Origin of the sequence: Bradyrhizobium sp. LTSP885 (assembly GCF_000938305.1) — a bacterium.
Classification (GTDB): domain Bacteria; phylum Pseudomonadota; class Alphaproteobacteria; order Rhizobiales; family Xanthobacteraceae; genus Bradyrhizobium.
Genome location: NZ_JYMT01000002.1, coordinates 30,663 through 57,190, shown reverse-complemented (window position 1 = coordinate 57,190; position 26,528 = coordinate 30,663). Strand labels below are relative to the sequence as shown.

23 protein-coding genes and 1 riboswitch are annotated in these 26,528 nt (G+C 62.3%); of the genes, 15 read left to right on the top strand and 8 right to left on the bottom strand.

The features are described from left to right. Positions 1-48 precede the first annotated feature (48 nt). Positions 49-1,263: an ABC transporter substrate-binding protein gene (locus UP09_RS00335; protein ID WP_044536011.1), complete on the top strand. Its 1,215-nt coding sequence runs from the start codon at positions 49-51 to the stop codon at positions 1,261-1,263. Positions 1,264-1,405: 142 nt separating this feature from the next. Here the strand turns inward: UP09_RS00335 and UP09_RS00330 are convergent, their stop codons facing one another. Both UP09_RS00330 and UP09_RS00325 read right to left on the bottom strand, forming a co-directional pair. Continuing rightward, on the bottom strand, positions 1,406-1,783 hold the full coding sequence (locus tag UP09_RS00330; protein ID WP_044536010.1) for a tautomerase family protein: 378 nt from the start codon (positions 1,781-1,783) through the stop codon (positions 1,406-1,408). A gap of 185 nt (positions 1,784-1,968) precedes the next feature. Beyond that, positions 1,969-5,043: an alpha-mannosidase gene (locus UP09_RS00325; RefSeq protein WP_044536009.1), complete on the bottom strand. Its 3,075-nt coding sequence runs from the start codon at positions 5,041-5,043 to the stop codon at positions 1,969-1,971. Positions 5,044-5,276: 233 nt separating this feature from the next. Here UP09_RS00325 and UP09_RS00320 point away from each other — a divergent pair, with 233 nt between their 5' ends. Both UP09_RS00320 and UP09_RS00315 read left to right on the top strand, forming a co-directional pair. Further along, positions 5,277-6,674, top strand: coding sequence for a glycerophosphodiester phosphodiesterase family protein (locus UP09_RS00320; protein WP_052832901.1), 1,398 nt, complete (start codon positions 5,277-5,279; stop codon positions 6,672-6,674). A 161-nt stretch (positions 6,675-6,835) separates the two neighbouring features. Next, positions 6,836-7,999: a DUF2652 domain-containing protein gene (locus tag UP09_RS00315; RefSeq protein ID WP_044536007.1), complete on the top strand. Its 1,164-nt coding sequence runs from the start codon at positions 6,836-6,838 to the stop codon at positions 7,997-7,999. Positions 8,000-8,119: 120 nt separating this feature from the next. On the opposite strand, the gene UP09_RS00310 is transcribed toward UP09_RS00315, so the two are convergent. Beyond that, the gene (locus UP09_RS00310) at positions 8,120-9,697 is read right to left on the bottom strand and encodes an acid phosphatase (protein WP_082069911.1); all 1,578 of its coding nucleotides are present in this window, start codon (positions 9,695-9,697) and stop codon (positions 8,120-8,122) included. A gap of 184 nt (positions 9,698-9,881) precedes the next feature. Between UP09_RS00310 and UP09_RS00305 the strand changes: the two genes are divergently transcribed. Further along, positions 9,882-11,027, top strand: a complete 1,146-nt coding sequence (locus UP09_RS00305) for a cytochrome-c peroxidase (RefSeq protein WP_052832914.1) — start codon at positions 9,882-9,884, stop codon at positions 11,025-11,027. A 17-nt stretch (positions 11,028-11,044) separates the two neighbouring features. Here UP09_RS00305 and UP09_RS00300 read toward each other — a convergent pair whose 3' ends face one another. Continuing rightward, positions 11,045-11,239, bottom strand: a complete 195-nt coding sequence (locus UP09_RS00300) for a hypothetical protein (protein WP_044536005.1) — start codon at positions 11,237-11,239, stop codon at positions 11,045-11,047. 327 nt (positions 11,240-11,566) lie between these two features. On the opposite strand from UP09_RS00300, the gene UP09_RS00295 reads away from it, so the two are divergent. Next, a complete protein-coding gene (locus UP09_RS00295) occupies positions 11,567-11,791 on the top strand; it encodes a hypothetical protein (protein ID WP_044536187.1) in 225 nt (74 codons plus the stop codon). Between the two features lie 246 nt (positions 11,792-12,037). Next, entirely contained in the window at positions 12,038-12,244 is a 207-nt protein-coding gene (locus tag UP09_RS00290) for a hypothetical protein (RefSeq protein WP_044536004.1), read from the top strand. Between the two features lie 319 nt (positions 12,245-12,563). On the opposite strand, the gene UP09_RS00285 is transcribed toward UP09_RS00290, so the two are convergent. Next, on the bottom strand, positions 12,564-13,127 hold the full coding sequence (locus UP09_RS00285) for a PRC-barrel domain-containing protein (RefSeq protein WP_044536003.1): 564 nt from the start codon (positions 13,125-13,127) through the stop codon (positions 12,564-12,566). 78 nt (positions 13,128-13,205) lie between these two features. Further along, a complete protein-coding gene (locus UP09_RS00280) occupies positions 13,206-13,583 on the bottom strand; it encodes a PRC-barrel domain-containing protein (protein ID WP_044536186.1) in 378 nt (125 codons plus the stop codon). Between the two features lie 368 nt (positions 13,584-13,951). Between UP09_RS00280 and UP09_RS00275 the strand changes: the two genes are divergently transcribed. Together UP09_RS00275 and UP09_RS00270 are read left to right on the top strand one after the other, a co-directional pair. After that, complete coding sequence (locus tag UP09_RS00275; protein ID WP_044536002.1) at positions 13,952-14,689, top strand: response regulator; 738 nt, start codon at positions 13,952-13,954, stop codon at positions 14,687-14,689. A gap of 19 nt (positions 14,690-14,708) precedes the next feature. Then, positions 14,709-16,058, top strand: coding sequence for an ATP-binding protein (locus tag UP09_RS00270; RefSeq protein ID WP_044536001.1), 1,350 nt, complete (start codon positions 14,709-14,711; stop codon positions 16,056-16,058). A 10-nt stretch (positions 16,059-16,068) separates the two neighbouring features. Here the strand turns inward: UP09_RS00270 and UP09_RS00265 are convergent, their stop codons facing one another. Continuing rightward, the gene (locus tag UP09_RS00265; RefSeq protein ID WP_082069910.1) at positions 16,069-16,293 is read right to left on the bottom strand and encodes a hypothetical protein; all 225 of its coding nucleotides are present in this window, start codon (positions 16,291-16,293) and stop codon (positions 16,069-16,071) included. A 316-nt stretch (positions 16,294-16,609) separates the two neighbouring features. Here UP09_RS00265 and UP09_RS00260 point away from each other — a divergent pair, with 316 nt between their 5' ends. From UP09_RS00260 to UP09_RS00230, 7 genes are all read left to right on the top strand, one after another. Beyond that, complete coding sequence (locus UP09_RS00260; protein WP_044536185.1) at positions 16,610-17,134, top strand: lytic transglycosylase domain-containing protein; 525 nt, start codon at positions 16,610-16,612, stop codon at positions 17,132-17,134. A gap of 83 nt (positions 17,135-17,217) precedes the next feature. After that, a riboswitch (TPP riboswitch) is annotated at positions 17,218-17,362 on the top strand. Further along, a complete protein-coding gene (locus tag UP09_RS00255; RefSeq protein WP_044535999.1) occupies positions 17,350-18,363 on the top strand; it encodes an FAD-dependent oxidoreductase in 1,014 nt (337 codons plus the stop codon). (Overlaps the previous riboswitch by 13 nt.) Further along, positions 18,354-18,551, top strand: coding sequence for a sulfur carrier protein ThiS (thiS, locus tag UP09_RS00250; protein WP_044535998.1), 198 nt, complete (start codon positions 18,354-18,356; stop codon positions 18,549-18,551). The genes UP09_RS00255 and thiS overlap by 10 nt, the downstream gene beginning before the upstream one ends. Positions 18,552-18,725: 174 nt before the next feature. Next, positions 18,726-19,508 (top strand): thiazole synthase, encoded by a 783-nt coding sequence (locus tag UP09_RS00245; protein ID WP_044535997.1) that lies wholly within the window; start codon positions 18,726-18,728, stop codon positions 19,506-19,508. Beyond that, positions 19,495-20,103 carry a thiamine phosphate synthase gene (locus tag UP09_RS00240; RefSeq protein WP_044535996.1) on the top strand — a complete coding sequence of 203 codons (609 nt, stop codon included), beginning with the start codon at positions 19,495-19,497 and terminating at the stop codon, positions 20,101-20,103. The genes UP09_RS00245 and UP09_RS00240 overlap by 14 nt, the downstream gene beginning before the upstream one ends. 357 nt (positions 20,104-20,460) lie before the next feature. Continuing rightward, positions 20,461-22,359 carry a phosphomethylpyrimidine synthase ThiC gene (gene thiC, locus UP09_RS00235; protein ID WP_044535995.1) on the top strand — a complete coding sequence of 633 codons (1,899 nt, stop codon included), beginning with the start codon at positions 20,461-20,463 and terminating at the stop codon, positions 22,357-22,359. 189 nt (positions 22,360-22,548) lie between these two features. Then, complete coding sequence (locus tag UP09_RS00230) at positions 22,549-24,477, top strand: NACHT domain-containing protein (protein ID WP_197082575.1); 1,929 nt, start codon at positions 22,549-22,551, stop codon at positions 24,475-24,477. An 84-nt stretch (positions 24,478-24,561) separates the two neighbouring features. Here UP09_RS00230 and UP09_RS00225 read toward each other — a convergent pair whose 3' ends face one another. Beyond that, entirely contained in the window at positions 24,562-26,232 is a 1,671-nt protein-coding gene (locus UP09_RS00225) for a flavin-containing monooxygenase (RefSeq protein WP_044535993.1), read from the bottom strand. Positions 26,233-26,528: the final 296 nt, after the last annotated feature.

Below are 26,528 nucleotides of genomic sequence, written 5' to 3'. Positions count from 1 at the left end.
GGTGCCCGTGAAACCAAGTCCTTAATGAGACGTCAGGGAGAGACCACGATGAAATCGCTTTTGGCCGCAGTGGCGGCCGGCCTCGCGCTTGCCGCATCCGGCACCGCCGCCAACGCCCAGATCTCCGACGACGTGGTCAAGATCGGCGTGCTCACCGACATGTCGAGCCTCTATGCCGACGCCACCGGCAAGGGCTCGGTCGCCGCCGTCGAGATGGCGGTCGCCGATTACGGCGCCAAGGTGAAGGGCAAGCCTGTCGAGGTTGTCGCCGCCGATCACCAGAACAAGCCCGACGTCGGCATCAACATCGCGCGCAACTGGTACGACAATGAGAAGGTCGACGCGATCTTCGACGTCCCGACCTCGTCGGTCGCGCTGCCGATCTCGGCGCTGACGCGCGAGAAGAACAAGATCAACATCAATTCCGGCGGCGGCTCCTCCGACATCACCGGCGTCGCCTGCTCGCCCAACACCGTGCACTGGACCTACGACACCTACGCGCTCTCGAACGTCGCGGGTAAGGCGATGGTCAAGCGCGGCGAGGACACCTGGTTCTTCGTCACCGCCGACTACGCTTTCGGCATGGCGCTGCAGCGCGACGCCGCCAATGTCGTCAAGGAAAGCGGCGGCAAGGTGCTCGGCGAGGTGCGCCATCCGCTGAATTCGTCGGACTTCTCGTCGTTCCTGCTGCAAGCGCAGGCCTCCAAGGCCAAGGTCGTGGCGCTGGCGAATGCCGGCGGCGACACCACCAACGCGCTGAAGCAGGCCGCCGAATTCGGCCTGATCGAGGGCGGCCAGAAGATGATCGCGCTGCTGCAGGAAATCACCGATACCCATTCGCTCGGCGTCAAGGCGACCCAGGGCCTGATCGTCACCGACGCCTTCTACTGGGACATGAACGACGAGACCCGCGCCTTCTCGAAGCGCTTCAACGAAAAGGTCGGCCACATGCCGACCATGATCCAGGCCGGCCTCTATTCGGCGACCATGCACTATCTGAAGGCGATCGAAGCCATCGGCACCGACGAGGCGCCGAAGGTGATGGCGCAGATGCGTGCGACCCCGATCAACGACTTCTTCGCCAAGAACGGCAAGATCCGGATCGACGGCCGCATGGTGCACGACATGTACCTGTTCGAGGTCAAGAAGCCCGAGGAGTCCAAGGGCGAGTGGGACCTCTACAAACTGATCACCACCGTGCCCGGCGACGAGGCCTTCCGTCCGCTCGACAAGGGCGGCTGCCCGCTGGTGAAGTCGAACTGAGGTAAGCATTGCATGGTGGGCAAAGGCGCTCTTGCGCCGCGCCCACCATCAACACTCTGCTCGTGATGGTGGGTACGCGAGGCCTGTCATCGGGCGCGCATCCGCGCGACCCGGTGGCTTTGCCCACCGCGGCGTCGCCGCATCAAGACGCGTACTGGGCCACGCCGTTGCCGAAAGACCAGTTCTCCTTCTTGACCTCGACGAGGTTGATGAAGACGTCTTCCGGCCGAACGCCAAGCGCCGACAGGCCGCCGGCGATGGCCTTGTAGAGCGCCTTCTTCTGCTCGAGCGTGCGCCCCTCGTTCCACGTGATCTGGACGATCACCAGATCGTCGCTGCGGTGGATCCCAAGGTAGTCCGGATCGAAGAGAAAGTTTCCGGCGTCGTGCTCGCTGATGACCTGAAATCGATCGTCCTTCGGCACGCCGACGCTCAGCATCGCCTCGTACACGGCTTTGCCGACATCCCGCCGAAAGGCGGCATCCTTCCCCTTGCGAAGATCGATCCGGACGAGCGGCATGGCTGTTCTCCCGACGGTTGATGATTGATCATTGCGGTCCGGGCGACGGATGTCATCCGACCCCAGGCTGCGCAGCAGGTCTGTTCCCTGATCTGCCGCTCGCTCCACGTAGTCGGCGACGCAACGACGTTCAATGAATGATATAAATCATATCATCACGTTCATGCGAGCTGACCCCGCGAAGATCAAGCCGCCGCCCCGACAATCCGGAGCGTCGCGATCTGGAACGGACGCAGCGACAGGCGGCAACTCCGGCGCTCCGCCGGCAATGCTTCAATCCGATCTTCCAGGATGTTGCTCATCCACACCGACGATACGTCGACGCCGAAATCAAGTGTCGCGCGGGCTTGGATACCCTGACTCTCGTAGAGCCGCACCACCCAGCCGTCGCCGTCTTCGGCCGGCTTGATCGTATCGACGACCAAATTGGACGGGGATGCCCGCAGGAACGACTGCTTCAACGGGTCGCGCGATCGTCCTTTGGTCCAAAGCACCGGACGCGCAAAGCGGAGCGCCCTCCCAACCGTGTCGGCGGCGCGCCAATCGCCTGCATGGGGATAGATCGCGTAGCGCATCCGGTGACGCCCGATATCGGCTTTCGGATCGGGTGACTCAGGCCCGCGCAGCAGCGTGAGCGCGAGCTGGCTGCCGAACGTCGAATAGCCGTGCCTGACGGCGCTGAACAGCGACACGCCAAAATCCGGCTCGGAGAGATCAGACCAACGGTGGCCGGGGACCTCATATTTGGCGGCATCGGCATCCGTATTGGCGTGCGTCGGCCGCGCCGTTGCACCGAACATGGTTTCATAGGTTGCATTGGGTGCGCGGCAGGCGACGGGAAACATGACCTTCAGCGCCGTCTTGCGCTCCTGCCAATCGACCGTCGTTTCGAACGCAAGGTGATGAGCGCCGGCGTCCAGGCGGATCACCTGACTGAGTCGGCTCGCTTTTCCGAGGGCACGCTCGAAACGAATCTCAGCCCGAAGTCCGCCTTCCGACTGCACATCGCAACTCACCTCTCCTGTCAGGTCGCGCGCGGTCTCCAGTGCGAACGGATCGATATCCCACGCTTCGAATTCGAGCGGCCTGTCATCGAGCAGCAGAAAGCGGGCCGCAGGCGACGCGAGAGTTTCGCGGCCGGTCGGCAAATGGACCAGCGATTGGACAAGACCGCTGCGGTCAATCCGCACGTTCAATTGCGCGTTCGACAGCACGAAGCCATCCGCATCGGACGATAGCGCGACGCGGTCTGCCGTCGTGGTCGCTTCGCCTGCCGCGAACGGAGGGGCGACGACATAGCGAAGTCCGCCGTCCGGATCGGAAGCGACCTCGGCGCGAGAACTGCCCAATGTATTGATCGGCGTCCAAATGGCTTCGTCCGGCTCGCAGAGTGTGGTCAGCACGGCTTGCGTGCGGTGTTTAACCTCGTGCTCCACGGCAGCGAGTTCGACCTCGGCCCGCTCATAGACCTCGCGAATGCTGCTGCCCGGGATGATGTCGTGGAACTGGTTGGTCAGCAGCGTGCGCCACAGACCTTCGATCTCCTCCGCTGACGGCGCCGGTTGGTCCCATGCACGCGCAAGCGTGGTCACGAATTCCAGCGCCTGAAGGCCGGCCTCGCAGGCGCGATTGAGGCGCTTGATCTCGCCTTGCGTGGTGTAGGTGCCGCGATGATATTCGAGATAGAGCTCGCCCTCGATCGTGGCCAGATCCGCGGCCGACATTGCGAGGCGGTCGAAGAATTCGTCGACGTTGCGAACTTGAATTCTTGGAAGCCCCTGCAGGTCCCGCGTGCGCTTGAGCGTCTCAAGCATCGTTTCATCGGCGCCCCCGCCGCCGTCGCCATAGCCAAACAGATAGAGCGCGTCAGTCGAACGGTCGGCGTCCTTGTAGTTGGCCGCGTGATAGCGAATCTCGGCGATTTCGGCCGATCCGTTATAGGTGTCCGCGGGTGGAAAATGCGCCAGCACCGAGCTGCCATCGTGCCCGCGCCAGTGGAAGCTGTGATGCGGCGGCGAGGTGAATTTGTTCCACGACAGCTTTTGGGTCAGGAAGCGCGGCATCCCGGCCGACCGCATCAGCTGGGGCAACTGGCCGTCATAGCCGAACACATCCGGATTCCAGAACACAGTGGAGCGCTTGCCGAAGGTCCGCTCGAAGTAGCGCTGACCATACAGGAATTGCCGACAGATCGACTCGCCCCAGGGCAGATTGCAATCCGGCTCGATCCAGCTGCCGCCGACGGGAATCCATTGCCCCGTGGCGACCTTGGCGCGGATGCGCGCGAACAGATCGGGGTCGTGCTGCTCGATGATGGCGTACTGGTAGGCCTGCGAGCAGGCGAACTTGAAATCGGGATAACGGTCCATCAGCGCAACCGCCGTGGAGAAGCTGCGCTGCGCCTTGCGCCTGGTTTCGTCCAACGGCCATAGCCACGCGGTGTCGAGGTGGGCGTGGCCGATCGCCGACATCTCATGGGCGACCGTGCCATTGCGCGCCGCGAGCAAGCCGTCGAGGATCGTTCGCGCCGCCGGCCATGTCGTGCGGTCATCGGGGTCGGCGATATTACAGATACGGTTGAGGTCGTGCAGCAACCGTCCCGCCCAGGTCCGATCCAGCGCCGGTTGCACCGTCTCGCCGACGGCACCGTATGACCTGGTTTTCCTCGCGGGATCCCGATCGGCCTCGAGCTGTCGCAGAACGTCGTAGTCGAAATAGATCGCCTGCACCTCGGGATCAAAACGACAGAGCTCACACGCCGCCAGGGCGTAGCCCAGCGGGTTGCCTCCGAACTCGCCAAACAGGCCGTTGCAGGCAACTTCCACATAGAAGGTGAGCGTCTCACCGCCGCGTGCCGGCTGAAGCAGCGGCGCAATGTGGCGACCGGGGTTCAGCCCCTGCGATGAGCGCCCATCCAGCCACAGCAAGGCTTCCGAGCGACTGTCCCAATAGAGGTCCACGCGCGAGCCGGCCCAGGCCGCGGGTACGTCAGCCGAGACCCGCACCCAATACGTCGCCCAAAGCGGACCGAGCGTCTGGCCCAATGAAATTGGCCTAAAATCCAGCTTGAGCGCCTCGGATAGGCTGATCCGCTCGGTTGGTCCGGCAAGCTCAAGCGACACGACGGGCACGCGATCGGCGTGAATTTTGTCGCGCAGCCTTTCGGCAAAGCGTCCCAACCGCCCCCGCGTGTACTGCGGGTAGCGGCCGCGAATCCGGGCCACGGCGGGATTGTTGTTCTCTCGATCCGCTTCGTCCATTGCCGGCCCCACATTCGCTGCGGCAGGATTATAGCGGCAATTCGGATGTCGGAATCGATGGTCTCGAAACCCGTGGTTAATGGTTTACAGACGCGCGCATCGTGGGTTTTGTCTGCCTGGCCCGTCCGGCAGTCATCTGCCTGTCAGAGAACTGATACAAGAAGACAACAGCTTGGGCCTTGTTCGGCCCGGTATTTGCACCGATGCTACTTGAGAGATGGAGAGACTTGGCCATGAAGAACCGTCGTTCACGACCGAAAGTAGATGTTAAGGCGTTGCTGTTCGGTGCGGCGGCTTTGGCGTTGCTCCCACCAACGATGGCCTTGGCGCAAACCGCCGCGGCCCCATCAGGCGCCAAGCCCTTCCTGACCCTCGATGGCAAGGCGCCTTTGGTGATCGGGCATCGCGGCGTGCCCGGGCTGATGCCTGAAGAGACCGAGGCATCCTACGAGCTGGCGGTGGCGCTGGGGACCGACTCCCTCGAAGAGGACCTGCATCTGACCAAGGATTGCGTCCTGGTCGCACGTCACAATCCCTGGCTGGGCGACAACACCAACGTTGCCGAGGTGGCGAAGACCAATGCCGCGGTGGCCGCCCGCAAGCGCACGACGCCGGGCGTCATGGTCAAGGTGAAGTGGCCGCAATCCGCCGCGAGCGGACCGGCCGAATATCCGACCGACCTCGTCGATCCGGCCGACCCGAAATCGGTGCTGAAAGCGCTGATCGTCGACGGCGACGACCACACCAATGACTGGTCGATCACCGATTTCACCATGGCCGAACTGAAGACCTGGATTTCCGGCACCACCTATGATGCCGCCAATGAAAGGCCGAAGGTCTTCAACGGCAAATTCCCGATCATCAGCTTCCAGGAGATCGTCGACATCGCCAAGGCCAAGAGCAAGGAAACCGGCCGCGCGATCTCCGTCTATCCGGAAACCAAGAATCCGACCTGGAACAATGCCCAGGCCATCGCCAATGGCTGCGGCGCGCCCGGCAGCCACCCGCTCGAAGATGCCCTGATCAAGATCATCAAGGATAACGGCCTCAACGCGAAGGACGCGCCGATCATCGTCCAGAGCTTCGAGCCCGGCAGCCTGAAATATATGCGCAGCCATGGCCTCGAGACGCGGCAGGTCCAGCTGATCGACGGCAACGGCGTCGACTTCAAGGCCGGCAAGGTGCTGCTCAACAACATCGCCAATTCCCGCCCCTATGACTGGACGGTTGCGGGTGATTCACGCGGGTTCGACGCGATGCTGACCCCTGCGGGCCTGGCGGAGATCAAGACCTATGCCGACGGCATCGGCCCGTGGAAGGTCTATATCGTCCCCTACAAGATCTCGCCCTGGAAGGACGCGAACGCCGACGGCTCGCCCTACAAGGGATCGACGCCGGACGCCTCGACGCAGGAAGCCACCAGCGTCATCGCCGACGCGCACAAGGTCGGCCTGTTCGTGCATCCCTTCACGTTCCGAAACGAGAAGAAATACCTGGCTGGCGACTATCACGCCGATCCGGTCCAGGAAGATCTCAAATTCTTCCGTCTCGGCGTCGATGGGATCTTTACCGATTTCACCCACACCGGCGTTGCCGCACGCGCCACCTATCTGCGTGAACTGGGCTGGTGAGGCCTGGCCACATGTTCGCTGCACCTCTCCCGCATGCGGGAGAGGTGACGCAGTTCCGATGCCGCTCCTGACGGCTTCTTTGGCCCTCGACCGCGGGCGGCGCAGTATGACAAACTAGGCTTCCGCACGATCGGAGAGAACCGATTGCGTAGGAGGTCTTGATGCTTCCGAAGGCTGAAGCGGCATATTTCGCGATTGCCGACATCTCCGGCTATACTAACTTCCTCGCCGCGGTCGAGCTCGACCATGCGCAGGACATCATCGCCGATTTCATGGACACGGTGGTGAAGGCGCTACGCCCGCCGTTCCGCCTCGCCAAGTTCGAGGGCGACGCCGCGTTCGTCTACACAACCGACGCGACGATCGACGGCTCGCTGCTGCAGGACGCGATCGAGGGCGCCTATTTCAAGTTCCGCCGGCGCCTGCGCAACGTTCGCCAGGCCTCGGCTTGCGAGTGCCAGGCCTGCGTCGCGATGGGCGATCTCGATTTCAAATTCGTGGTCCATCACGGCGAGATGGTGAAGCAGAGGATGGGCGGGAGAGAAGAGCTCGCCGGGCGCGACGTCATTCTCGTCCACCGGCTGCTCAAGAACACCGTCAACGAGAAGGTCGGCGGCGGCGCCTACGCGCTCTACAGCGACGCGGCCATCCGCGCCATGGGCGTCGACCCGGTGGCACAAGGTCTCATTGCGCATCACGAAACCATCGACATCATCGGCGACGTGACGCTGTGGGTCCGCGATCTCGAGGCTGCCTGGAGGCAGGACGACGCGCGAGTTCGGAATGAAGTGACGCGCGGCGACGCATGCGCCACGTTCGCGTTCGATATCGCAGCACCTCGGCAGACCGTGTGGGAGCATCTCACGGTGCCCGGACAGTGGCAAAAATGGTGGGACGCCGACGACATCACCGAGGATTCCGGCAAAGGGAGGCGCGGTGTCGGCACCAGGAATCACTGCTTGCACGGCAAGGCGGCCAATGTCGAGGAGACGCTCGACTGGCGTCCGGTCGACTATTTGACGGTCAGCATCGCGCTTCCGGTTCCCGGCGCGCCGCGGATCGTCGTGACCCGCGCCCTCCTCGACGGTCCAAACGGAACGACGCATTTGGAAGTGCGGATTGCCAAGCCGAAGCCAAAGGACAAGGCCTTCGTCGAGGGCGCCGCGGCCAAATATGGCGAACGCATGAGCCAGGCAATCGCCGGCCTTCGCTCCATGGTGGAAGGCAAGCAGGCCGCCCTTGGCGCAGCGGAAGAACCGGCGCTGAAGCACTCGAGCGGACGCTTCCTGGCCGAGCCGGTGAAATCGGGCGCGCGGCAGGCGTAGCCCGGATGGAGCGAAGCGCAATCCGGGGAGCCACGGCGTCAGAGATCCCGGATTTCGCTTCGCTCCATCCGGGCTACGGAAATCATTGCGAGCTAACGATGAAGCCGCACAGCTTCCGCCTCATTTGTCCTTCAGCACCAGCGCGCTGGTCAGGTCACCGAGCGGCTTTTGCCCGTGCGCGGCGATCGCGGTGTCGCGCACCGTTATGCCGTGCAGGGTTGGCAGCTCGAAGCGGCGCGTGATGAAGCGCAGGATCGAGGTCGTGTCCATCGGCGTGTGGTCGACATAACCGTGACGCGCAAACGGCGAGACGACGATGGCCGGGATGCGGGAGCCCGGGCCCCAACGGTCGCCCTTGGGCGGCGCCACGTGATCCCACAGGCCGCCATTCTCGTCATAGGTGACGACAACAAGCATGTGCGGCCATTGCGGGCTCTTCTCGAGATGCGCGACCACGTCGGCGATGTGGCTGTCGCCGGAGAGGATGTCGGCATAGCCGGAATGCTCGTTGAGATCGCCCTGCGGCTTGTAGAAGGACACCTGAGGCAGCTTGCCGTCGTCGATCGCCTTGATGAACTCGGTGCCCGCCAGGCCGCCGTCGCGCAGATGCTCGGCACGGGCTGCGGTGCCGGGAGCGAAGCTCGCATAATAGTTCAGCGGCTGGTGGTGAAACTGGAAGTTCGGCACCGGCGACTTGTAGCCATGGTCGAGCGTGTCCTGCCAGGCCCCGCCATACCAGGCCCAAGTGATGCGCTTGAGGCTGAGCATGTCGCCGATGGTCGGCTCAAGCTGCGGCGGCAGCGTCGTCGGCTTCGCCGGATCCGCATAAGCCTTGTCGCCGTCCTTCGCGGGGTCGTTGCCGCTCGGCTGATAAGGCGGCTGCATGGTGTTCACGGCGTAGAAATCGGGAGTGAGATTGCCGTCGCTGACATATTTCGGAATGCCCTCCATCGCCGATTTCGGCGAGTTGGCGGCCTCCTTCAACGTCACGCCGTCGGGCTCCACAACAGCGATCGACGGCTTGGCCGGATTGGTGTCCGCATTGGGGTAGGTCGGCGCGCAAGCGCAGACCAGCCATTGGTGGTTGAAGAACGAGCCGCCGAAGCCGCCCATGAAGAAATTGTCGGCCAGCACATATTTCTGGGCGACCTTCCACATCGCCGTCTTCGATCCGTCCCAGAGGCTCATCACCAGCGCGCCGGAGTCGGCATGGGCGACGAATTTGTCGTTGCGCCCGCCATTGATCTGCATCTGGTTCTGGTAGAAGCGGTGCCAGAGGTCGTGCGTGATGGTGCCGTAGCTGAGCTTGAAGCCTTTCGGGTCGTCCAAATAGAAGGGATGATTGGGCAGATGCTCGGTTTCGGCCTGGGTGACCGGCGGCGTCACGCCCTTGGCGGTCAGGTTTTCCCAGACCGGCGGCAATTCACGGAACGGCTTGCCGTCGCGATCGCGCTGGAGCCGCGTCGAGGCGGACGCCTTCGCCACGCCATTGGCACCCGGGAAGCTGCCATAGAGATTGTCGAATGAGCGGTTCTCCGCATAGATCACCACGACCGTGTCGATCCGCGCCAGATCGTCGGCGGCACCCTTGCCTGAATAGACCTTGGGACCCGGACCGTTCTCCGCTGCCAGCACCGGGCCGAATGCACCGATGAAGACACTCGATGCACAAAGGACAACCACCGATTTCGTTCGCATTCGAGCCCCGCTCACTTGTTGCTATCGTTCCGTTCAGTTTTCGTCATGGCCCGGACGCTAACCGAAGGCATGAAGGTGTCCAGCCATAGACTCGGTTTGCAACATGCGGATTAAACATTGGATTTTCTTATCGGCGATTGTGTTGCCGGCCTTGACCATCGTTCCCGGCCAGGCCCGGCAGGAGATGTCACGGGCCGAGGCGCGCAGGCAGGCCGAGCGGCTCGGCGCCCTCGGCCGGGCCCTGTTTTTCGATCCGTCGCTGTCGGGATCGGGCCAGCTTGCCTGTTCATCCTGCCACGATCCCGCCCACGGTTTCGGCCCGGCCAATGCCCTCGCGGTGCAACTGGGGGGCGGCGACATGCGCCAGCCGGGGACGCGTGCCGTCCCCTCCCTGAAATATCTGCAGGTGGTGCCGCCCTTTACCGAGCATTTCCATGATTCCGAGGACGATGCCGACGAAAGCGTCGACAATGGCCCGACGGGGGGCCTGACCTGGGACGGGCGAGTTGACCGTGGCGCCGACCAGGCCAGGATTCCACTGCTCTCGGATGTCGAGATGGGCAATCGCGACGAGGCCGAGGTCGCTCGCCGCCTGCTCGCCGCGGGCCATGGCAAGGCGATCGCGGCCATTGCCGGGCTCAAGGCAGTTACCGATCGTACCACCGTCACCAAGACGGCCCTCAAGGCGCTCGAAGTGTACCAGCAGGACTATCGGACCTTTTATCCCTATTCGAGCAAATATGACGCGGTGCTGGCCGGCAAGGCCGAACTCTCGCCCGAGGAAGCGCGGGGGCTCGACCTGTTCAATGCGCCGAACAAGGGCAATTGCGCCTCCTGCCACATCAGCAAGCGCGGCAATGACGGCACCCCGCCCCAGTTCACCGATTACGGGCTGATCGCGCTCGCCGTGCCACGCAATCGCGAGATTCCCGCCAACAAGGACCCGGGCTATTTCGACCTCGGCCTGTGTGGGCCCCTGCGCACGGATTTCCTGAAGCGCCAGGACTATTGCGGCCTGTTCCGGACGCCGACGCTGCGCAATGTCGCGCTGCGCCAGACCTTCTTTCACAACGGCGCCACGCATTCCCTGCGCGACGCCGTGCGGTTCTATGTCGAGAGGGAAACCCGGCCCGAAATTTGGTACCCGCGCAAGGCCGACGGCGGCATCGACAAATATGACGATCTGCCCGAAACGCCGAAGGCCAATGTCAACATGGATCCGCCGTTCGACCGCAAGGCGGGTGATGCCCCGGCCTTGACCGCGGCCGAGATCGACGATGTCGTCGCCTTTCTCGGGACGCTGACCGACGGGTATCAGCCGGCGAAGTGACGGCTAGTTACCCGTCTTCAGGGCTGGCCGAGAAGGCGTGCGACCGCCTCGGCCCCCTTGCCGGAGTGGGAGATTTCCCCATTGTCCCTGACTTCCACGACGGCGCCGTTGGAGAAGCTGAGGGACCAGCCATCATCGGTGCCGTTCCGACGCCGATCGGTCAGTTCGATGCCGGCCGCGGAAATCAGTGCAGTTACCTTGTCGACATCCATGGTCGTCACCTCTTGCAAGCGTCGGAATAGCTTTCCTCAGCCAAATGAATCGTGAAGTCGAGGCGACTCTAGGCGAAAGGGTTGTCGGCAATATGAACCAGGCGGAGGTTTGCGCAATGTCCAGCGCAAATCCGCAGCTGCAGCCGGTGCCGATCTCTTCGCGTTCGGCTGCTTTTTCGCCCGCGATGGCTTTGACCGGCATCTCCGTGCGCCAATCGATGCATTGCGGGGCTGCCAGCGCAAATTCTGCTTAGGCCTGATCGGCGATGCCGGAACCACCTTGCCGGATCAGCATTGTTTCTCCAGTCCAGCAAGAAGGAGATGATCATGAAACGGATTCTCACAGTGGCTTGCGCCGCGGCTATCTCGGTAGCTTCCGTCGCCGGTGCAGACGCTAAGGGCTGCATCAAGGGGGCTGTCGTCGGCGGTGTTGCCGGTCACATGGCCGGCCACGGCAAGCTCGGCGCAGCGGCGGGCTGCGTAATCGGACACCACGAAGCCAACAAACCCGATCCGAAGGACTCCAATGCTCAAGCACCGGGCCAGAAGTGAACGGCTGAGCCGCGATCTTTCCCGATGTGAGCGGTGAAACTGGTCCAAGTCGCCGAGGCGGCGGCGAGGCGCAACATGGCATATCGGTTAGGAAGGAGACATCTCTACCGTGCGATGGTCGGCGCGACATTGGCGTTGGTCATGAGCGTAGCTGCCATATTCGCCGCAGCTCATCATTTCGTCTGACAGCGGCGTTGGCTCGTTTCAAGTTTGGGCATTGGTCTGCAAAGGTCCGAGGTGACGCAAATGGCTGATGGAGATATCCCGGCTGCCCCACCGGAGCAGCGTATTGAACAGGCCGCGGAAGCTGTTCGCACGATGACACAAGAACTCGCCGACGAACTCAGACCGCGCCCTGGATGGATGGATCGCGTGAGCGAGATCACGCGCAAAGCCCCGCTTCAATCTCTGGCGGTCGCATTTCTGATTGGTGTGTTTCTGGCTCGCCGTTGAATCAGTTGTCTTAGCGTCCGACCATTGTCGCAAAACAGCGGCCAGACGAAGCTCCGCAGGCTGTCATATTCTGTGCGAAGAAGCAGTTTCAAAGGAAGGCTGCTTAGGTAGGTCTTGCGAAACTTTGCCACTCCTCGCCCGTAATTGGATGACGACGGCAACGTCTCCTCATAGCCCATATTGCTGTCGAAGGCCCCAGAGCTGCCCCGCACTGGGGCCGCTTTTTGCAAGGACGGGCGGACCACGGGTTTCACGCACAGAATAACAAAACGCGCCCGACGTTCACCGGGCGCGTTTCGTTTTCATGGGACGCTTCTCGTTACTCGGTCGTGTACTTGAACTCCGGCATCGCCTTCAGCTCATCCTTGGTCGCGTTGAAGACCGCGTGATCGGGATACCAGGGATTCGATTTCGACGTCGCCGCGGGTGCTGTTGTGGTCGCCGCAGGCGCTGTCGTTGCGGCCCCCGTGGTGGTGGTCGGCGTCGTGTTCGTGGTGGCGGGGCCGGTGCCCGTGTTCGACGCGCCGGCGCCGGTATAGGCGACCGGCTGGTTGACGAACTTCACCTTGTCGAGCGGCACGGCGACCAGATGCTCGCCGACGCCGAGGAAGCCGCCGACGCCGATCACCACGGCCTTGATGTCACCGCTCTTGTCCATCAAGAGGTCGTTGATCGAGCCGACGCTCTGGTTGTTGTCGTTATAGACGCTGAGGCCGACGACTTTCGACGCACGCCAGTTGCCCTGATGCGAGGTCGACGACGCGCTGGTCGTCGCAGTCGACATCTCGGCCTTGTCATTCTTGTCGGTTGGCGTCTGCGCGAACGCAACGGTCGCGAGCAGTGCGGAGCCGGCGATGCCGGCGACGATGGATTTAACTAACATTGATGGACTCTCCTCAGTTCGCAAAATCGATACGGGGAGAACCCGTCACATCAGCAGCCGTTCCTAAGGAACATGCGATCAAAAGCCGCCCCAATACGGAGGAACGCCATAGAAGCGATGCAACTCGGCTTCCTGCGAACGGTCGCCCCAGTCGAAATCCTTGTCGGCGCGGAACGACGGTGCGCGCTTCAACTCGTCATCCTCGATGTCGAGCTCATAGGCCTCGAACTTCGGATTGTAGTGCAGCCGACCCCACGGCAACGGGATCAAATTGCTTCCGATGCCGAGGAAACCGCCGAAGCTCATCACGGCGTAGGAGACCTTGCCGGAGATCTTGTCGATCATCAGCCGCTCGATGTGACCGAGCATGTCGCCATTGGGCCGCCGCACCGCCGTGCCCTCGACGCGATCGCTTGCAACGAGTTGATGCGGCCTTGTCATGACGTCAGCTGCCATCTCACCCTCCATCCCTGAAAGACTGAATCAACGCAGCGTCAGCGGCGCGGGTTCCGTCGTCATGCGGCAGCCATTGTTCCCTTTCAGAACGTGGTTGATGCGGAGCCGGCGCTGGAACCTGCAAACGGGGACGCCACCCCTTCGGTCGGTGCTGTCGCGGCCGCCGATCTGGCCACCGCAGCGGAGGTGATCCAAAGCCTTGAGAATCCTGTCGATATTTCAGTGCATTAGGCTGGATGACAGAACGATAACTTTTCAGGACCCCGGCGACCTGTTAATTCGCAGGTGCCGTGCCAGGCAACAGTTAGAAACATACTGAAACAAAAATCCTCAGCCGCTCTCCCCGAATCACGGACACAAGACTCGGTATGACCCAGGCAGCGCCCAATATCCTTGTCGTCGAGGACGACCGCGAAACGCGGGCCCTCATCGCAAAGTATCTCCGCACCAATTCCTGCAACGTCACCACCGCCTCCGACGGCCGCGAGATGGCCCGGGCGATGGCCGACCACCGGGTGGATCTTCTGATCCTCGACGTCATGCTGCCGGGCGAGGACGGGCTGAGCCTGTGCCGCAAGGTGCGAGCGGAATCGCAGACCCCGATCATCATGCTGACCGCGCGCGGCGAGGACGTCGACCGCATCCTGGGCCTCGAGATGGGCGCCGATGATTATCTGGCCAAACCGTTCAACCCGCGTGAGCTGCTGGCGCGGATCAACGCGGTGCTGCGCCGGCAGGCTGCCGCCCGCAACGCCAGCGCGATCGAGGGCGCGACCACGCTGTCGTTCCTCGGCTGGCGCATCGACATCCGTCTGCGCGAGCTGCGCAATCCTGAAGGCGCGCGGGTCGCCATGACCAGTGCCGAATTCGACCTGTTGCGGACCTTCTGCGAGCGGCCCGGCCGCGTGCTGTCGCGCGACAGCCTGCTCGACCTGACGCAGGGCCGCAGCGCCGGCTCGTTCGAGCGCTCGATCGACGTGCTGGTCAGCCGCATCCGCCGCAAGATCGAGCCCGATCCGCAGGAGGCCACCATGATCAAGACGGTGCGCTCCGGCGGCTATATGTTCACCCCGAGGGTGGAGGCGGTCGCAACCACGGCCAACTGACCATGAAACGCACTTGAAGATGAAACTCCTGCGCGTGCTGAGTCTGCGGGGGATCGGCGCACAGATCGCAGCCCTGGTGGTCGTGTCGATCGTTACGCTGCATCTCATCTTCACCGCGAGCTTCCTGATCCACCGCCCCGACCAGCCCCAGCCGTCGGATCGCTGGCACACCCAGCTCGCCGCCGCCGCGCAATTGCTCGGGCATGCCCCGGCAGCGGAGCGGCCGCGGCTGAAGGACGACATCGCGCGCGCCTTCCCGCAGCTCGCGATCGGCGACCTGCCGGCCGATGCAGGCACGCTGACCGAACCGGACGCGCCGAGCCTGCACGCGCTGCGCCGTCTCGGGGCCGGCTATCGCGTCTTCCTGCTGCCGCACGAGGCCGGTGCTGCGTCGCATGACGGCGAGGTCCGACGCGTCGGCATCCGACTGCCTGATGGCGAGATGATATCAGCCGATCTGATGCCGGATCAGCGCATGCGGCCGTTCTGGGGCGGGCCCTGGATGATGACGGTGCTGTTCGCCGTCATCAGCGTCACCCTGCTCGGCCTGTGGGCGGCCTGGGCGCTGACGGCGCCGCTGTCGTCCTTCGTCAAGGCCGCCGAGACCTTCAGCCTGAGCGGCGCCGCAGCGCCACTGCCCGAGCGCGGCCCGGAGGAGATCCGTTTGCTCGCCAAGGCGCTGAATCGGATGCGCGAGCGCATCACCGGCCTGATCGACGATCGCACCAAGATGCTGGCCGCGATCAGCCACGATCTGCGGACGCCGATCACGCGGATGCGGCTGCGCGCGGAATTCATCGAGGACGAGACCCATCGCCACCGCATGCTGCGCGATCTCGACCAGATGCGCTCGATGCTGGAATCGGTGCTGTCGTTCCTGCGCAACGACCGCAAGCTCGAGGAGATGACGCTGGTCGACATCGCGAGCACGCTGCATCTGGTCACCGACCAGTTCGCCGATATGGGGCACAAGGTCACTTACGAGGGCCCGCAGCACGCGATGGCAACGGCGCGGCCCGGCGACCTGCATCGCAGCATCACCAATCTGGTCGAGAATGCGGTGCGCTTCGGCGGACAGGCCACCGTCCATCTCGACGTCAAGCCGGACAGCCTCATCATCGACGTCGAGGACGACGGCCCGGGCATCTCGGACGCGCACAAGACCAATGTGCTGGAGCCGTTCGTGCGCGGCGACGACGCGCGCAACATGAACGAGGCCGAGGGCTTTGGCCTGGGATTGTCGATCGCCAACGCCATCGTGCTCGCGCATGGCGGCACGCTGTCGCTGCACGACCGGCAGCCGCATGGCCTGGTGGTCCGGATTCAGTTGCCGGTGCGTCAACAGCAGGCCCAGCGATCGGCGGCCTGATCAGGCAACTTTACGCCGCGAGCGGCGTCAGCTGCGCGTGGTCGTAGATCGCGATCGCTTCGAAACGATAATTGCAGGCGCGGCAATTCCACAGATAAATGGTGCGGCCTTCGCCGTGCTCGACCCAGTCCGGGCGCAGGATCGGCTTGCCGCATTGCGCGCAGGGATTTTCGCGAGGTGAAGTGCCGGAGTCCTGACGGGCCAAATCTTGACGAGTCATATCTTGACGAGTCATGGCGCATCTCCCTAAGGCGTTTTCTCTGGTGCTGCTGAATGGACAGATAGGCTGACTCAAAGCGCACGCTGTTATCACGCATTCTACAACTCGGTTGAGTCGTTTGCACGACAATCTGCAACCCGCAGCGTGCGGCAAAATCGGCTCCGACAATTTGAAGCATCTTGTCGGCGTCGGTCCCCGTCACGGACGGCAGGGTGAACGATGGACTCCAATACCTCTGGTCGTGCGGAGGTTTTGCCACATTCCTGCCCGCTCGCCGTACCATTGAGGACGCAGAACCTGACACATTGTGAACGGCCTCAAGCGATCCGACATGAAGACCCTTCAAGCCCTTGCCTGGCTCACCGCGACAGCGCTGCTGGCGTTTTGCAGCAGCGCGCAGGCGCAATCCCGCGCCCAGTATGAGGCTGTCGTGGCGGCCCACGCCAAGGCCAACCTGGTGCCGGAAGAGCTGGTGCATCGCGTCATCGTGCGCGAGAGCAAGTACCAGCCGCGGCTGATCGGGCGCGGCGGCGCCATCGGGATGATGCAGATCAAGCTCGCGACCGCCCGCGGCCTCGGCTACACCGGTACCGCCGAAGGCCTGCGTGACGCCGAGACCAACCTCACCTACGGCATCAAATACCTCGCCGGCGCCTATCGCGCTGCCAAAGGTGATTTCGATCAAGCCGTGCGTTATTTCGCGGGCGGATATTACTACGCCGCAAAGCACCAGCGCATCGAGCACCTCAAGGAGGCGAAGCAGGTCGGCGAGAGTGCCCCGCCGAAGGAACTCGCCAAGCAGGAGCAGCACACGACCGATACCGCCGACGCGAAGCCGGAACAGGCCTCAAAATAGCTGCCAAGACAGCTGTGTTGCGTCACAGGCGCGGGGTCCCCTGGCATAACGCGTTGACACTCCCACCCATCGGCTTACATTAGAGGCGTTCCGAGGGGTGCTCCGAAGGAGGAGCTGAGATACCGCAAGCTTGGGCTTAGCCAGAGATGGCGATCAGCCCGGGACCGCGGTGACCCTTTGAACCTGATCCGGGTCATGCCGGCGAAGGGACAGGGATGTATCAGACGTTACGACCGCGGGGGGATTCCCCCGTCTCGATTATCGGCGCAGGCGTTGCCGGTGCCTGGCAAGCGCTGTTGTTCGCGCAAGCAGGACACGCGGTCACTTTGCACGAGCGCAGTGACGCCGCGATGACTGATGCCACCAGCCACTGGGCCGGCGGCATGCTGGCGCCGTGGTGCGAGGCTGAAGCCTCCGAGCCCGTGATCTCGCGACTCGGCATCCGCTCGCTCGCACTGTGGCGCGAGCATTTTCCGCAAACCCCGTTCAACGGCTCGCTGGTGGTGGCGCATCCGCGCGACCGCGCCGATTTCGAGCGCTTTGCGCGCCTCACCACCGGCCATCGCAGGCTCGACGCCGAAGGCGTCAGCGACCTCGAGCCGTCGCTCGAGGGCCGCTTCCGTGACGCCCTGTTCTATCCCGACGAGGGCCATGTCGAGCCGCGCCGCGTGCTGCCGCAGCTCCATGCCGCAATCGCGAAGGCCGGCGGCACCGTCACCTTCAACAGCGACGTCGCGGCCGATGATCTCGACGGCCTCGTGATCGATTGCCGCGGCCTCGCCGCACGCGACCGCGCGCCTTCGTTGCGCGGCGTCAAGGGCGAGATGATCGTGATCGAGACCGCGGAGGTCGAGCTGTCGCGCCCGGTGCGGCTGATCCATCCGCGCTGGCCGCTCTACGTGATCCCGCGCGGCGATGGCCGCTTCATGCTGGGCGCGACCTCGATCGAGGCCGAGGATCGAGGCGTCAGCGTGCGCTCGGCGCTGGAGCTGCTCGGCGCCGCCTACGCCGTGCATCCGGCCTTTGCCGAGGCGCGGATCGTCGAATTCGGCTCGGGGCTTAGGCCCGCCTTCCCCGACAATCTGCCGAAGATTGCGATCGACAAGGATCAGATCAGCATCAACGGGCTCTACCGCCACGGCTTCCTGCTGGCGCCGGCGCTGGCCGAGCTGACGCTTAGCTTTGTCGCGCGCGGCGAGATCGACAACGAGGTGATGCAATGCGCGTGATCGTGAATGGCGAGCAGCGCGACATCGCAGCTTCCCACGTCGACACGCTGCTCAGCGAGCTCGACTACGAAGGCACGCATTTCGCGATCGCGGTGAATTACGACGTGGTGCCGAAGAGCCGCTGGGCTGCGACCGCGCTGAACGCCGGCGACGAGATCGAGATCATCACGCCGCGGCAGGGAGGGTGATGTGACTAACAGCGCACGAACTTTCCCCACGTCGTCCCTGCGAAAGCAGGGACCCATAACCACGACCGGCCATTTGACGAAGAACGTCGCCCCGCGTGCCCCAAGGAGAGGCCGCGGCGTATGGGTCCCTGCTTTCGCAGGGACGACGGCTACATTTGAGGAGACACCTCGGACATGGTGACCTTCTACGGCAAATCCTTCACCTCGCGCCTGCTGGTCGGCACAGCGCTCTACCCCTCGCCCGCGATCATGCAGAGCGCGATCCGCGCCTCCGGCGCCGGCATCGTCACCGTGTCGCTGCGGCGCGAGGCGGCGGGCGGCAAGACCGGCGATGCGTTCTGGTCGCTGATCCGCGAGCTCGGCGTCACCGTGCTGCCGAACACGGCGGGCTGCCGCAGCGTCAAGGAGGCGGTGACCACCGCAAAGCTGGCACGCGAATTGTTCGACACCTCCTGGATCAAGCTCGAAGTGATTGCCGACAACGACACGCTGCAGCCCGACGTGGTCGGCCTGGTCGAAGCCGCGACCATCCTGATCAAGGACGGTTTTGAAGTATTCCCCTATTGCACCGAGGACCTCTCGGTCGCGACGCGGCTGGTCGATGCCGGCTGTAAGGTGGTGATGCCGTGGGCCGCACCGATCGGCAGCGCAAAGGGCATCATCAACCGTGATGCACTAAAACTGCTGCGCGATCGGCTGCCCGACATCACGCTGGTGGTCGACGCCGGCATTGGCGCGCCGTCGCATGCCGCCGAAGCGCTCGAACTCGGCTACGACGCCGTGCTGCTCAACACCGCCATCGCAAAAGCCGCCGATCCCGTTGCGATGGCCAACGCGTTCCGCCTCGGCGTCGAGGCCGGCCGCACCGCTTTTGAAGCCGGGCTGATGGACGCCCGCGACTTCGCCTCCCCGTCCACCCCTGTTGTTGGGACCCCGTTCTGGCATGCCGTATCCTGATCAATTCTATCCTGTCGTCGACAGCCTCAAATGGGTCGAACGCCTGACAAAGCTCGGCGTCGGCACCATCCAGCTGCGCGCCAAGGAGCTCGACGACGGCCAGGCGCTGCAGATCGTCACCGACGCGCTGGCGATCACGAAGGGCACCGCGACAAAACTCGTGGTCAATGATTACTGGCGCGCGGCCATCGTCGCGGGCGCCGAGCACCTACACCTCGGCCAGGAAGACCTCGCCGACGCCGATCTCGCGGAGATCCGCAACGCCAAGCTGACGCTCGGCATCTCCACCCATGATGACGACGAACTCACGATCGCGCTGGCCGCAAAGCCCGATTACATCGCACTCGGGCCAATTTTTCCGACCACGCTGAAATCGATGCGCTTCGCGCCGCAGGGCATTCCGAAGATCACGGAATGGAAGAAGCGCGTAGGCAGCATCCCGCTGGTCGCAATCGGCGGCATCAAGTTCGAGCACGCGGCCGAGATTTTTGCCGCCGGCGCCGATTCGATCGCAGTCGTCAGCGATGTGACCCAGAACGCCGACCCTGATGCCCGGGTCAAACAATGGCTCGGCCTCAACGTGGAGGCCGCGTGATGAAAATACTCGTTATCCGTCACCCTGAGAGAATGTCATGTATGACCTTCGATGACGCCACATACTCGATGTCGTCCCGGCGAAAGCCGGGACCCATAACCACCGAAGGCTATTGTTGCGGGACGCTGGGGCCACAGCCTTCTTCAACAACCCAACCCAGTGGTTATGGGTCCCGGCTTTCGCCGGGACGACGATGGGAAAGAGGCTCGCTGCATCCCCGTCACCCTGAGGTGGCCGCTTCTTCAGCGGCCCTCGAAGGGCGACGGCCCGGCTCGTCGACCCTTCGAGACGCGCTTCGCGCTCCTCTGGGTGACGAGAACAACGCAATCGCACAGAACGACTAAACGGAGGATCCCCATGAACATCCGCTCCAACCCCGACACCACACTCCCCGCCGTCACCACCGGCCCGCTCCCCTCCTCGCGAAAAATCTTCGCGACGCCCGATTCCGCGCCTGATATCCGCGTGCCCCTGCGCGAGATCATCCTCTCCGAAGGCGCCGGCGAGCCGAACCTGCCGGTCTATGATACCTCGGGCCCCTACACCGACCCTGATGTCACCATCGACGTCAATGCCGGCCTGCAACGCAACCGTCTCGCATGGGTCAAGGAGCGCGGCGGCGTCGAGGAATATGAAGGGCGCGACGTCAAGCCTGAGGACAACGGCAATGTCGGCGCCTCGCATGCCGCAAAGTCGTTCACCGCGCATCACACGCCGCTGCGCGGCCTCGACGGCCACAAGATCACGCAGCTCGAATTCGCCCGCGCAGGAATCATCACCAAGGAGATGATCTACGTCGCCGAGCGCGAGAATCTCGGCCGCAAGACCCAGCTCGAGCGCGCGGAAGCAGCCCTTGCCGACGGTGAAAGCTTCGGCGCCGCGGTGCCAGCCTTCGTCACGCCGGAGTTCGTCCGCAGCGAGATCGCCCGCGGCCGCGCCATCATCCCCTGCAACATCAACCACGCCGAACTCGAGCCGATGATCATCGGCCGCAACTTCCTGACCAAGATCAACGCCAATATCGGCAACTCGGCGGTGACCTCATCGGTCGAGGAGGAAGTCGACAAGATGGTGTGGGCGATCCGCTGGGGCGCCGACACCGTGATGGACCTCTCCACCGGCCGCAACATCCACACCACGCGGGAATGGATTTTGCGCAACTCGCCGGTGCCGATCGGCACCGTTCCGATTTATCAGGCGCTGGAGAAGTGCGAAGGCGATCCCGTCAAGCTGACCTGGGAGCTCTACAAGGACACGCTGATCGAGCAGTGCGAACAGGGCGTCGACTATTTCACGATCCACGCCGGCGTCCGCCTGCCCTACATCCACCTCACCGCCAACCGCGTCACCGGCATCGTGTCGCGCGGCGGCTCGATCATGGCGAAGTGGTGCCTGGCGCATCACAAGGAGAGCTTCCTCTACACCCATTTCGACGAGATCTGCGACCTCATGCGCAAGTATGACGTCTCGTTCTCGCTCGGCGACGGCCTGCGCCCCGGCTCGATCGCCGACGCCAACGACCGCGCGCAGTTCGCCGAACTGGAGACGCTCGGCGAGCTCACGAAGATTGCGTGGGAGAAGGGCTGCCAGGTCATGATCGAGGGCCCCGGCCATGTGCCGATGCACAAGATCAAGATCAACATGGACAAGCAGCTCAAGGAATGCGGCGAAGCCCCGTTCTACACTCTCGGGCCGCTGACCACCGATATCGCGCCGGGCTATGACCACATCACCTCGGGCATCGGCGCCGCCATGATCGGCTGGTTCGGCTGCGCCATGCTCTGCTACGTCACGCCGAAAGAGCATCTGGGTCTCCCAGATCGTAACGACGTCAAGGTCGGCGTCATCACCTACAAGATCGCGGCCCACGCGTCTGACCTGGCCAAGGGCCACCCCGCCGCGCAACTGCGCGACGACGCGCTGTCGCGCGCCCGCTTCGACTTCCGCTGGCAGGACCAGTTCAACCTCGGCCTCGACCCCGAGACCGCGAAGAGCTTCCACGACGAGACGCTGCCGAAGGAAGCCCACAAGGTCGCGCATTTCTGTTCGATGTGCGGCCCAAAGTTCTGCTCGATGAAGATCACGCAGGACGTCCGCGACTACGCGGCGACGCTGAATGATCCGACGGGAGTCGGGATGTCGATCTCAGGCACCATCGAGGACGGCATGGCGTCGATGAGCGCCAAGTTCAAGGAGATGGGCGAGAACCTGTATCTCGATGCGGAGAAGGTGAAGGAGAGCAACCGGGTGTTGTAAGGGGGACTCGCCTTCTATCGTCGTGTCCGCGATTGACTCTGGGCGCATCAAAAATTCAAAGAGCCGGGCGACAGCCCGGCTTTGTACGTCTAGGTTGCGAACACCAGCGCGAAATGACAAAGTCATGTCAAATGACAATTGTGCAGGAAGTTCATCGCCGCGAGCCAGATTCCGCTCAAGAGAATGATCATGGCTATTGAAGCTATTTCAATAACGAAGCTTGCTCCGCTCATCACCAAGTTAGCAGGAGTATTTGCATCTCCCGCCATGGGCGTTGCCAGTCGGGCTAAAGCGAAGTTGGAGGTAGTTTTTAGAAAGGGTTTTTCTCGCTTTGTTGAGGAGAATCTCAGACGATTTGCAGTCGTCAAAACGATCATCTCGAGCAGCACGCCGATTCCGTTTTCCGATCTTTATGTGAATCTATATGTGGCGCGCTCCAAAGCGATATCGCGTGACGAGGATTTCTTAATAGAGATCGAGAGCTATAGGAACGTGCTATTTTCAGCCGCCGCTGGCTCCGGAAAATCGATGTTGATGCGCTATCTTTACCTAAAATTCCTTGAGGTTCAGACGGAACGACTTCCTATTCTGATAGAATTGCGAGAGCTAAACGAACACTCCGGCACATCTCTTCGAGATTATGTTCAATTAAAAATTGCAGACTACATTGATGGGTTCTCCGACAAGCAACTTCGGTACGCCCTAGAGACAGGGCGCATCATCCTCATGTTAGACGGCGTCGACGAGATCAATCACGACAGGCGAATCGAACGCGAAGCCGAGATAAACGAACTAGCAGCACGCTTTCGCAATACGTGGATTTTTGTCTCCAGTCGCCCCGCCGAAACGTTCGCTAGGTGGCAGACATTTCACGTGTTCGAGGTTCAACCCCTTACAAAGCAACAGGTCGAACTCCTAATCGATAACATTCCGTATGACGCAGACGCCAAGAGTGTCTTTAAGCGGAAGCTAGGCGAGGGATTATACGAGGAACACGTTCAGTTTCTAACGAATCCTCTTCTGACAATAATGATGCTGATCACGCTTGAGCAGTTTGCTGAAGTGCCCACCAAGATTCACCTGTTCTACGAATATGCGTTCGAGGCTCTCTTTGGTAAGCATGACGCGACAAAGGCCGGATTCCAAAGGAAGCGTCATACGTCATTGCCGTTAGACGACTTCAAACGCCTATTTGCCTATTTTTGTATGATTACCTACGCGAGGAAAACGAATTCGTTCACATCCGATCAAACGTTGAGCTTTATACAGCAGGCAATTGAATCGTCTCAGATAGATGTCGAAAAAACGCTATTTCGAAGTGACCTCACCGAAAGCGTCTGCATGCTGATACGGGATGGGTTTGAGTACACTTTCAGTCATCGGTCATTCCAAGAATACTTTACTGCATACTTCTTATCCCGCATCAAAGTGGACGAATTTGCGACCATCTTCCCGCGGCTGATTGAACGCGCGACATCTGATAATGTTGTCGGAATGGTCGCCGAAATGAACCGCGAGAAGTTCGAAGAGGCTTGGGCACTGCCATTCTTAGTCGACCTTGAAGAACGCATCGGCGATATAGACGCACAAAAAGATTGCGTATCGTTTGACGCCGCAGTGTTCGGAGGATGGCCTACCTTTTGTGCATTCGTTCTCGACGCCAATGAAGAAGCAGATTCCGTAATGCTTGCGCTCAACCGCACCGGGAAAGCGAGACAAGGGGCGAACGGAAAACCTCGCCTAACGGAGGGCCGATATGCCCTTTACCAAGCTTACGGGGTGTTCCGTGAGATCCATGATTGCCTAGAAGAGAGGGGGTACATTTCCGATCTCGAGATGCTGCGTCGAATAGTTGACGGTCGCGTACTCGGAGATGACTCTCGATTTGCATCTTGGAGAGAAAAATCAGGAAGCGAACTAACCGTTGAAGACTCGTTTCCTTACGTCGAACTTCGGCCGGAAGACCACAGTTGGTTTTGTGAGACACATTGGGGACTGTTTCTTCAGTTGGAAGGCCAACTAGTTCCCAGGCTAACAAAGGAAGTGAAAGATCGCGTCGAGCGCCGTAGAAAGGGACTTGCTTCAATTCTAGAGAGCTCACCGAACAAGGATCGCTAGCGGATGCAACGCAAAGGATCGAAATGACCCACGGCCTTACGCCCGCTTCACAAGAAGCTGCTGCATGAGGCTGGATGCAAAAGTCTACGCTAACGCGCGAGGGGCCGCCGCCCGTATACTGGTACCTGAACCCGCACTAAGCGCAATCTCCTGATACCCCCTCGCCGCCACTTCGTTGATGATCCCCAAAAACTTCGGCGTGCCGCCGTTGTAGACGAAGTACCGCACCGTGCCCTCCTCGTGCCCCGCCACGTTGGAGTTGTAGCCGGTGAACCACGACTTGGCTTTGCGCATCAGCATGATCTCGTACATTTTGGCGACATGCGCGGTCCAGCGCTGTTGCGCCTCCAACGTGGCGTCGGCGCGAGTCGAGCCGCGGTCCCACATGTATTGCAGCAGGTTCGTGCACCAGTTGACGCCGTTCTCGATGCCGCGTGGAAAGTTCGTCGAGGCGGAGGCGCTTTGCGGGCCGGTCGGCATCAGCAGGTTCGGAAAGCCGTGGACCAGCATGCCGAGGAAGGTGGACGGCGCCTGCTTCCATTTGTCGGCGAGCTTCTCGCCACCGATGCCGCTGATGTCGATCAAATCATAGGCGCCGGTGATGGCATCGAAGCCGGTGGCGTAGACGATGATGTCGAACTCATATTCGCGCTCGGTGGTGCGCAGGCCTGTCTCGGTGATGCGCTCCAGCGGCGTCTCCTTGAGATCGACGAGGTGCACATTGTCGCGGTTATAGGCCTCGAAATATCTGGTCTCCAGCGGCAGGCGCTGCACGCCGAAGCCGTGATCCCTCGGGATCAGCTTTTCGGCAACCTTGGGATCGTGCACGCGGCGGCGGATGCGGCCGGCGATATATTCGGACAACTCCGCATTGGCGGCTTCATCCATGAAAATCTCGCGGAAATTCGCCAGCCAGATGCCGAAGCCGGGCTCGTCGTAGAGTCTGTCCCACAGCGCCAGCCGTTCCTCCCGCGTCACCTCGTAGAAGCCGCGCTTGTCGGGCCCGTGCACAAAGCTGCCCGGCGTCAGCGCGCAGGCCGCAAAGATCTCGTCATAGCGCGCGCGGATGTCGGCCATTTCGGCTTCGGAAATCGCGCTGTTGTTGAGCGGCGCGCTCCAGTTGGGCCGGCGCTGGAACACGGTGAGCTCGCCGACCTTGTCGGCGATCTCGCCGATCACCTGGATGCCGGTGGCGCCGGTGCCGATCACGGCGACCTTCTTGCCGGCGAGATCGACCGGTTGCTGCGGCCAGTAATAGGTATGGAACGAGCGGCCCTTGAAGTCGTCAACGCCGTCCACGCGCGGCATCGTCGGCGCCGAGAGTAGTCCGATTGCGAGCACCACGAAGCGGCAGGTCAGCGTGCGGCCGTCGCTGGTCGTGAGATGCCAGAGATCGCGCGCCTCGTCGAAGCGCATCGCCTCGACCTTGCAGTTGAACTGCATATGCTTGCGCAGATCGAACTTGTCGGCGACGTAATTGAGGTAGCGCAAATTCTCCGGCTGGCCGGAAAAGCGCTCCTTCCAGTGCCACTCGTCGAGCAGTTCGCGTGAGAACGAGAAGCCGTACGTGTAGCTCTCGGAATCGAAGCGGCAGCCGGGATAGCGGTTCCAGTACCAGGTGCCGCCGAGATCGGGCGCGCCTTCGAGCACGGTGGCGTCGATGCCGAGATCGGCCAGCCGCTTGATCTGATAAATGCCCGCCACGCCGGCGCCGACGACGATCACCTCGTAATGGGTTTTGGCCGCTTCGGTCATTTCCCGCTCCGGAATTCTTCTTGGCTCTGTTGGCTGGATTACAGACCGTTTTGCCGGAGCAGGCAACCGCAGGATCGGCCATGCAACTTGCGTTGAGGCGCTGGGGTGCGATAGTGCGGGGCGAGGGACGCATGCACTATTTCGGAATAATGGAATAATACCGCTGAGTTGCCCGACGTGTCAAGTCGTCATGTCGAACGCGGGCAACCGCCGGCTACTTTGCATGGGGTTGTTTTCGATGTTTTGGCAGCCGGCTGGCGTAGCCCGGATGGAGCGGAGCGCAATCCGGGAGAAGT

Bases quoted from the DNA above. Each gene is read 5' to 3' on its own strand.
- UP09_RS00305 (WP_052832914.1), top strand. From the start codon at position 9,882: ATGTCACGGGCCGAGGCGCGCAGGCAGGCCGAGCGGCTCGGCGCCCTC.
- UP09_RS00310 (WP_082069911.1), bottom strand. From the start codon at position 9,697: ATGCGAACGAAATCGGTGGTTGTCCTTTGTGCATCGAGTGTCTTCATC.
- UP09_RS00240 (WP_044535996.1), top strand. From the start codon at position 19,495: ATGCCGTATCCTGATCAATTCTATCCTGTCGTCGACAGCCTCAAATGG.
- UP09_RS00330 (WP_044536010.1), bottom strand. From the start codon at position 1,783: ATGCCGCTCGTCCGGATCGATCTTCGCAAGGGGAAGGATGCCGCCTTT.
- UP09_RS00270 (WP_044536001.1), top strand. From the start codon at position 14,709: ATGAAACTCCTGCGCGTGCTGAGTCTGCGGGGGATCGGCGCACAGATC.
- UP09_RS00230 (WP_197082575.1), top strand. From the start codon at position 22,549: ATGGCTATTGAAGCTATTTCAATAACGAAGCTTGCTCCGCTCATCACC.
- UP09_RS00285 (WP_044536003.1), bottom strand. From the start codon at position 13,127: ATGTTAGTTAAATCCATCGTCGCCGGCATCGCCGGCTCCGCACTGCTC.
- UP09_RS00320 (WP_052832901.1), top strand. From the start codon at position 5,277: ATGAAGAACCGTCGTTCACGACCGAAAGTAGATGTTAAGGCGTTGCTG.
- UP09_RS00315 (WP_044536007.1), top strand. From the start codon at position 6,836: ATGCTTCCGAAGGCTGAAGCGGCATATTTCGCGATTGCCGACATCTCC.
- UP09_RS00295 (WP_044536187.1), top strand. From the start codon at position 11,567: ATGAAACGGATTCTCACAGTGGCTTGCGCCGCGGCTATCTCGGTAGCT.
- UP09_RS00265 (WP_082069910.1), bottom strand. From the start codon at position 16,293: ATGACTCGTCAAGATATGACTCGTCAAGATTTGGCCCGTCAGGACTCC.
- UP09_RS00225 (WP_044535993.1), bottom strand. From the start codon at position 26,232: ATGACCGAAGCGGCCAAAACCCATTACGAGGTGATCGTCGTCGGCGCC.
- UP09_RS00335 (WP_044536011.1), top strand. From the start codon at position 49: ATGAAATCGCTTTTGGCCGCAGTGGCGGCCGGCCTCGCGCTTGCCGCA.
- UP09_RS00275 (WP_044536002.1), top strand. From the start codon at position 13,952: ATGACCCAGGCAGCGCCCAATATCCTTGTCGTCGAGGACGACCGCGAA.
- UP09_RS00260 (WP_044536185.1), top strand. From the start codon at position 16,610: ATGAAGACCCTTCAAGCCCTTGCCTGGCTCACCGCGACAGCGCTGCTG.
- UP09_RS00300 (WP_044536005.1), bottom strand. From the start codon at position 11,239: ATGGATGTCGACAAGGTAACTGCACTGATTTCCGCGGCCGGCATCGAA.
- UP09_RS00255 (WP_044535999.1), top strand. From the start codon at position 17,350: ATGTATCAGACGTTACGACCGCGGGGGGATTCCCCCGTCTCGATTATC.
- UP09_RS00245 (WP_044535997.1), top strand. From the start codon at position 18,726: ATGGTGACCTTCTACGGCAAATCCTTCACCTCGCGCCTGCTGGTCGGC.
- UP09_RS00280 (WP_044536186.1), bottom strand. From the start codon at position 13,583: ATGGCAGCTGACGTCATGACAAGGCCGCATCAACTCGTTGCAAGCGAT.
- UP09_RS00290 (WP_044536004.1), top strand. From the start codon at position 12,038: ATGGCTGATGGAGATATCCCGGCTGCCCCACCGGAGCAGCGTATTGAA.
- UP09_RS00325 (WP_044536009.1), bottom strand. From the start codon at position 5,043: ATGGACGAAGCGGATCGAGAGAACAACAATCCCGCCGTGGCCCGGATT.
- thiC (WP_044535995.1), top strand. From the start codon at position 20,461: ATGAACATCCGCTCCAACCCCGACACCACACTCCCCGCCGTCACCACC.
- thiS (WP_044535998.1), top strand. From the start codon at position 18,354: ATGCGCGTGATCGTGAATGGCGAGCAGCGCGACATCGCAGCTTCCCAC.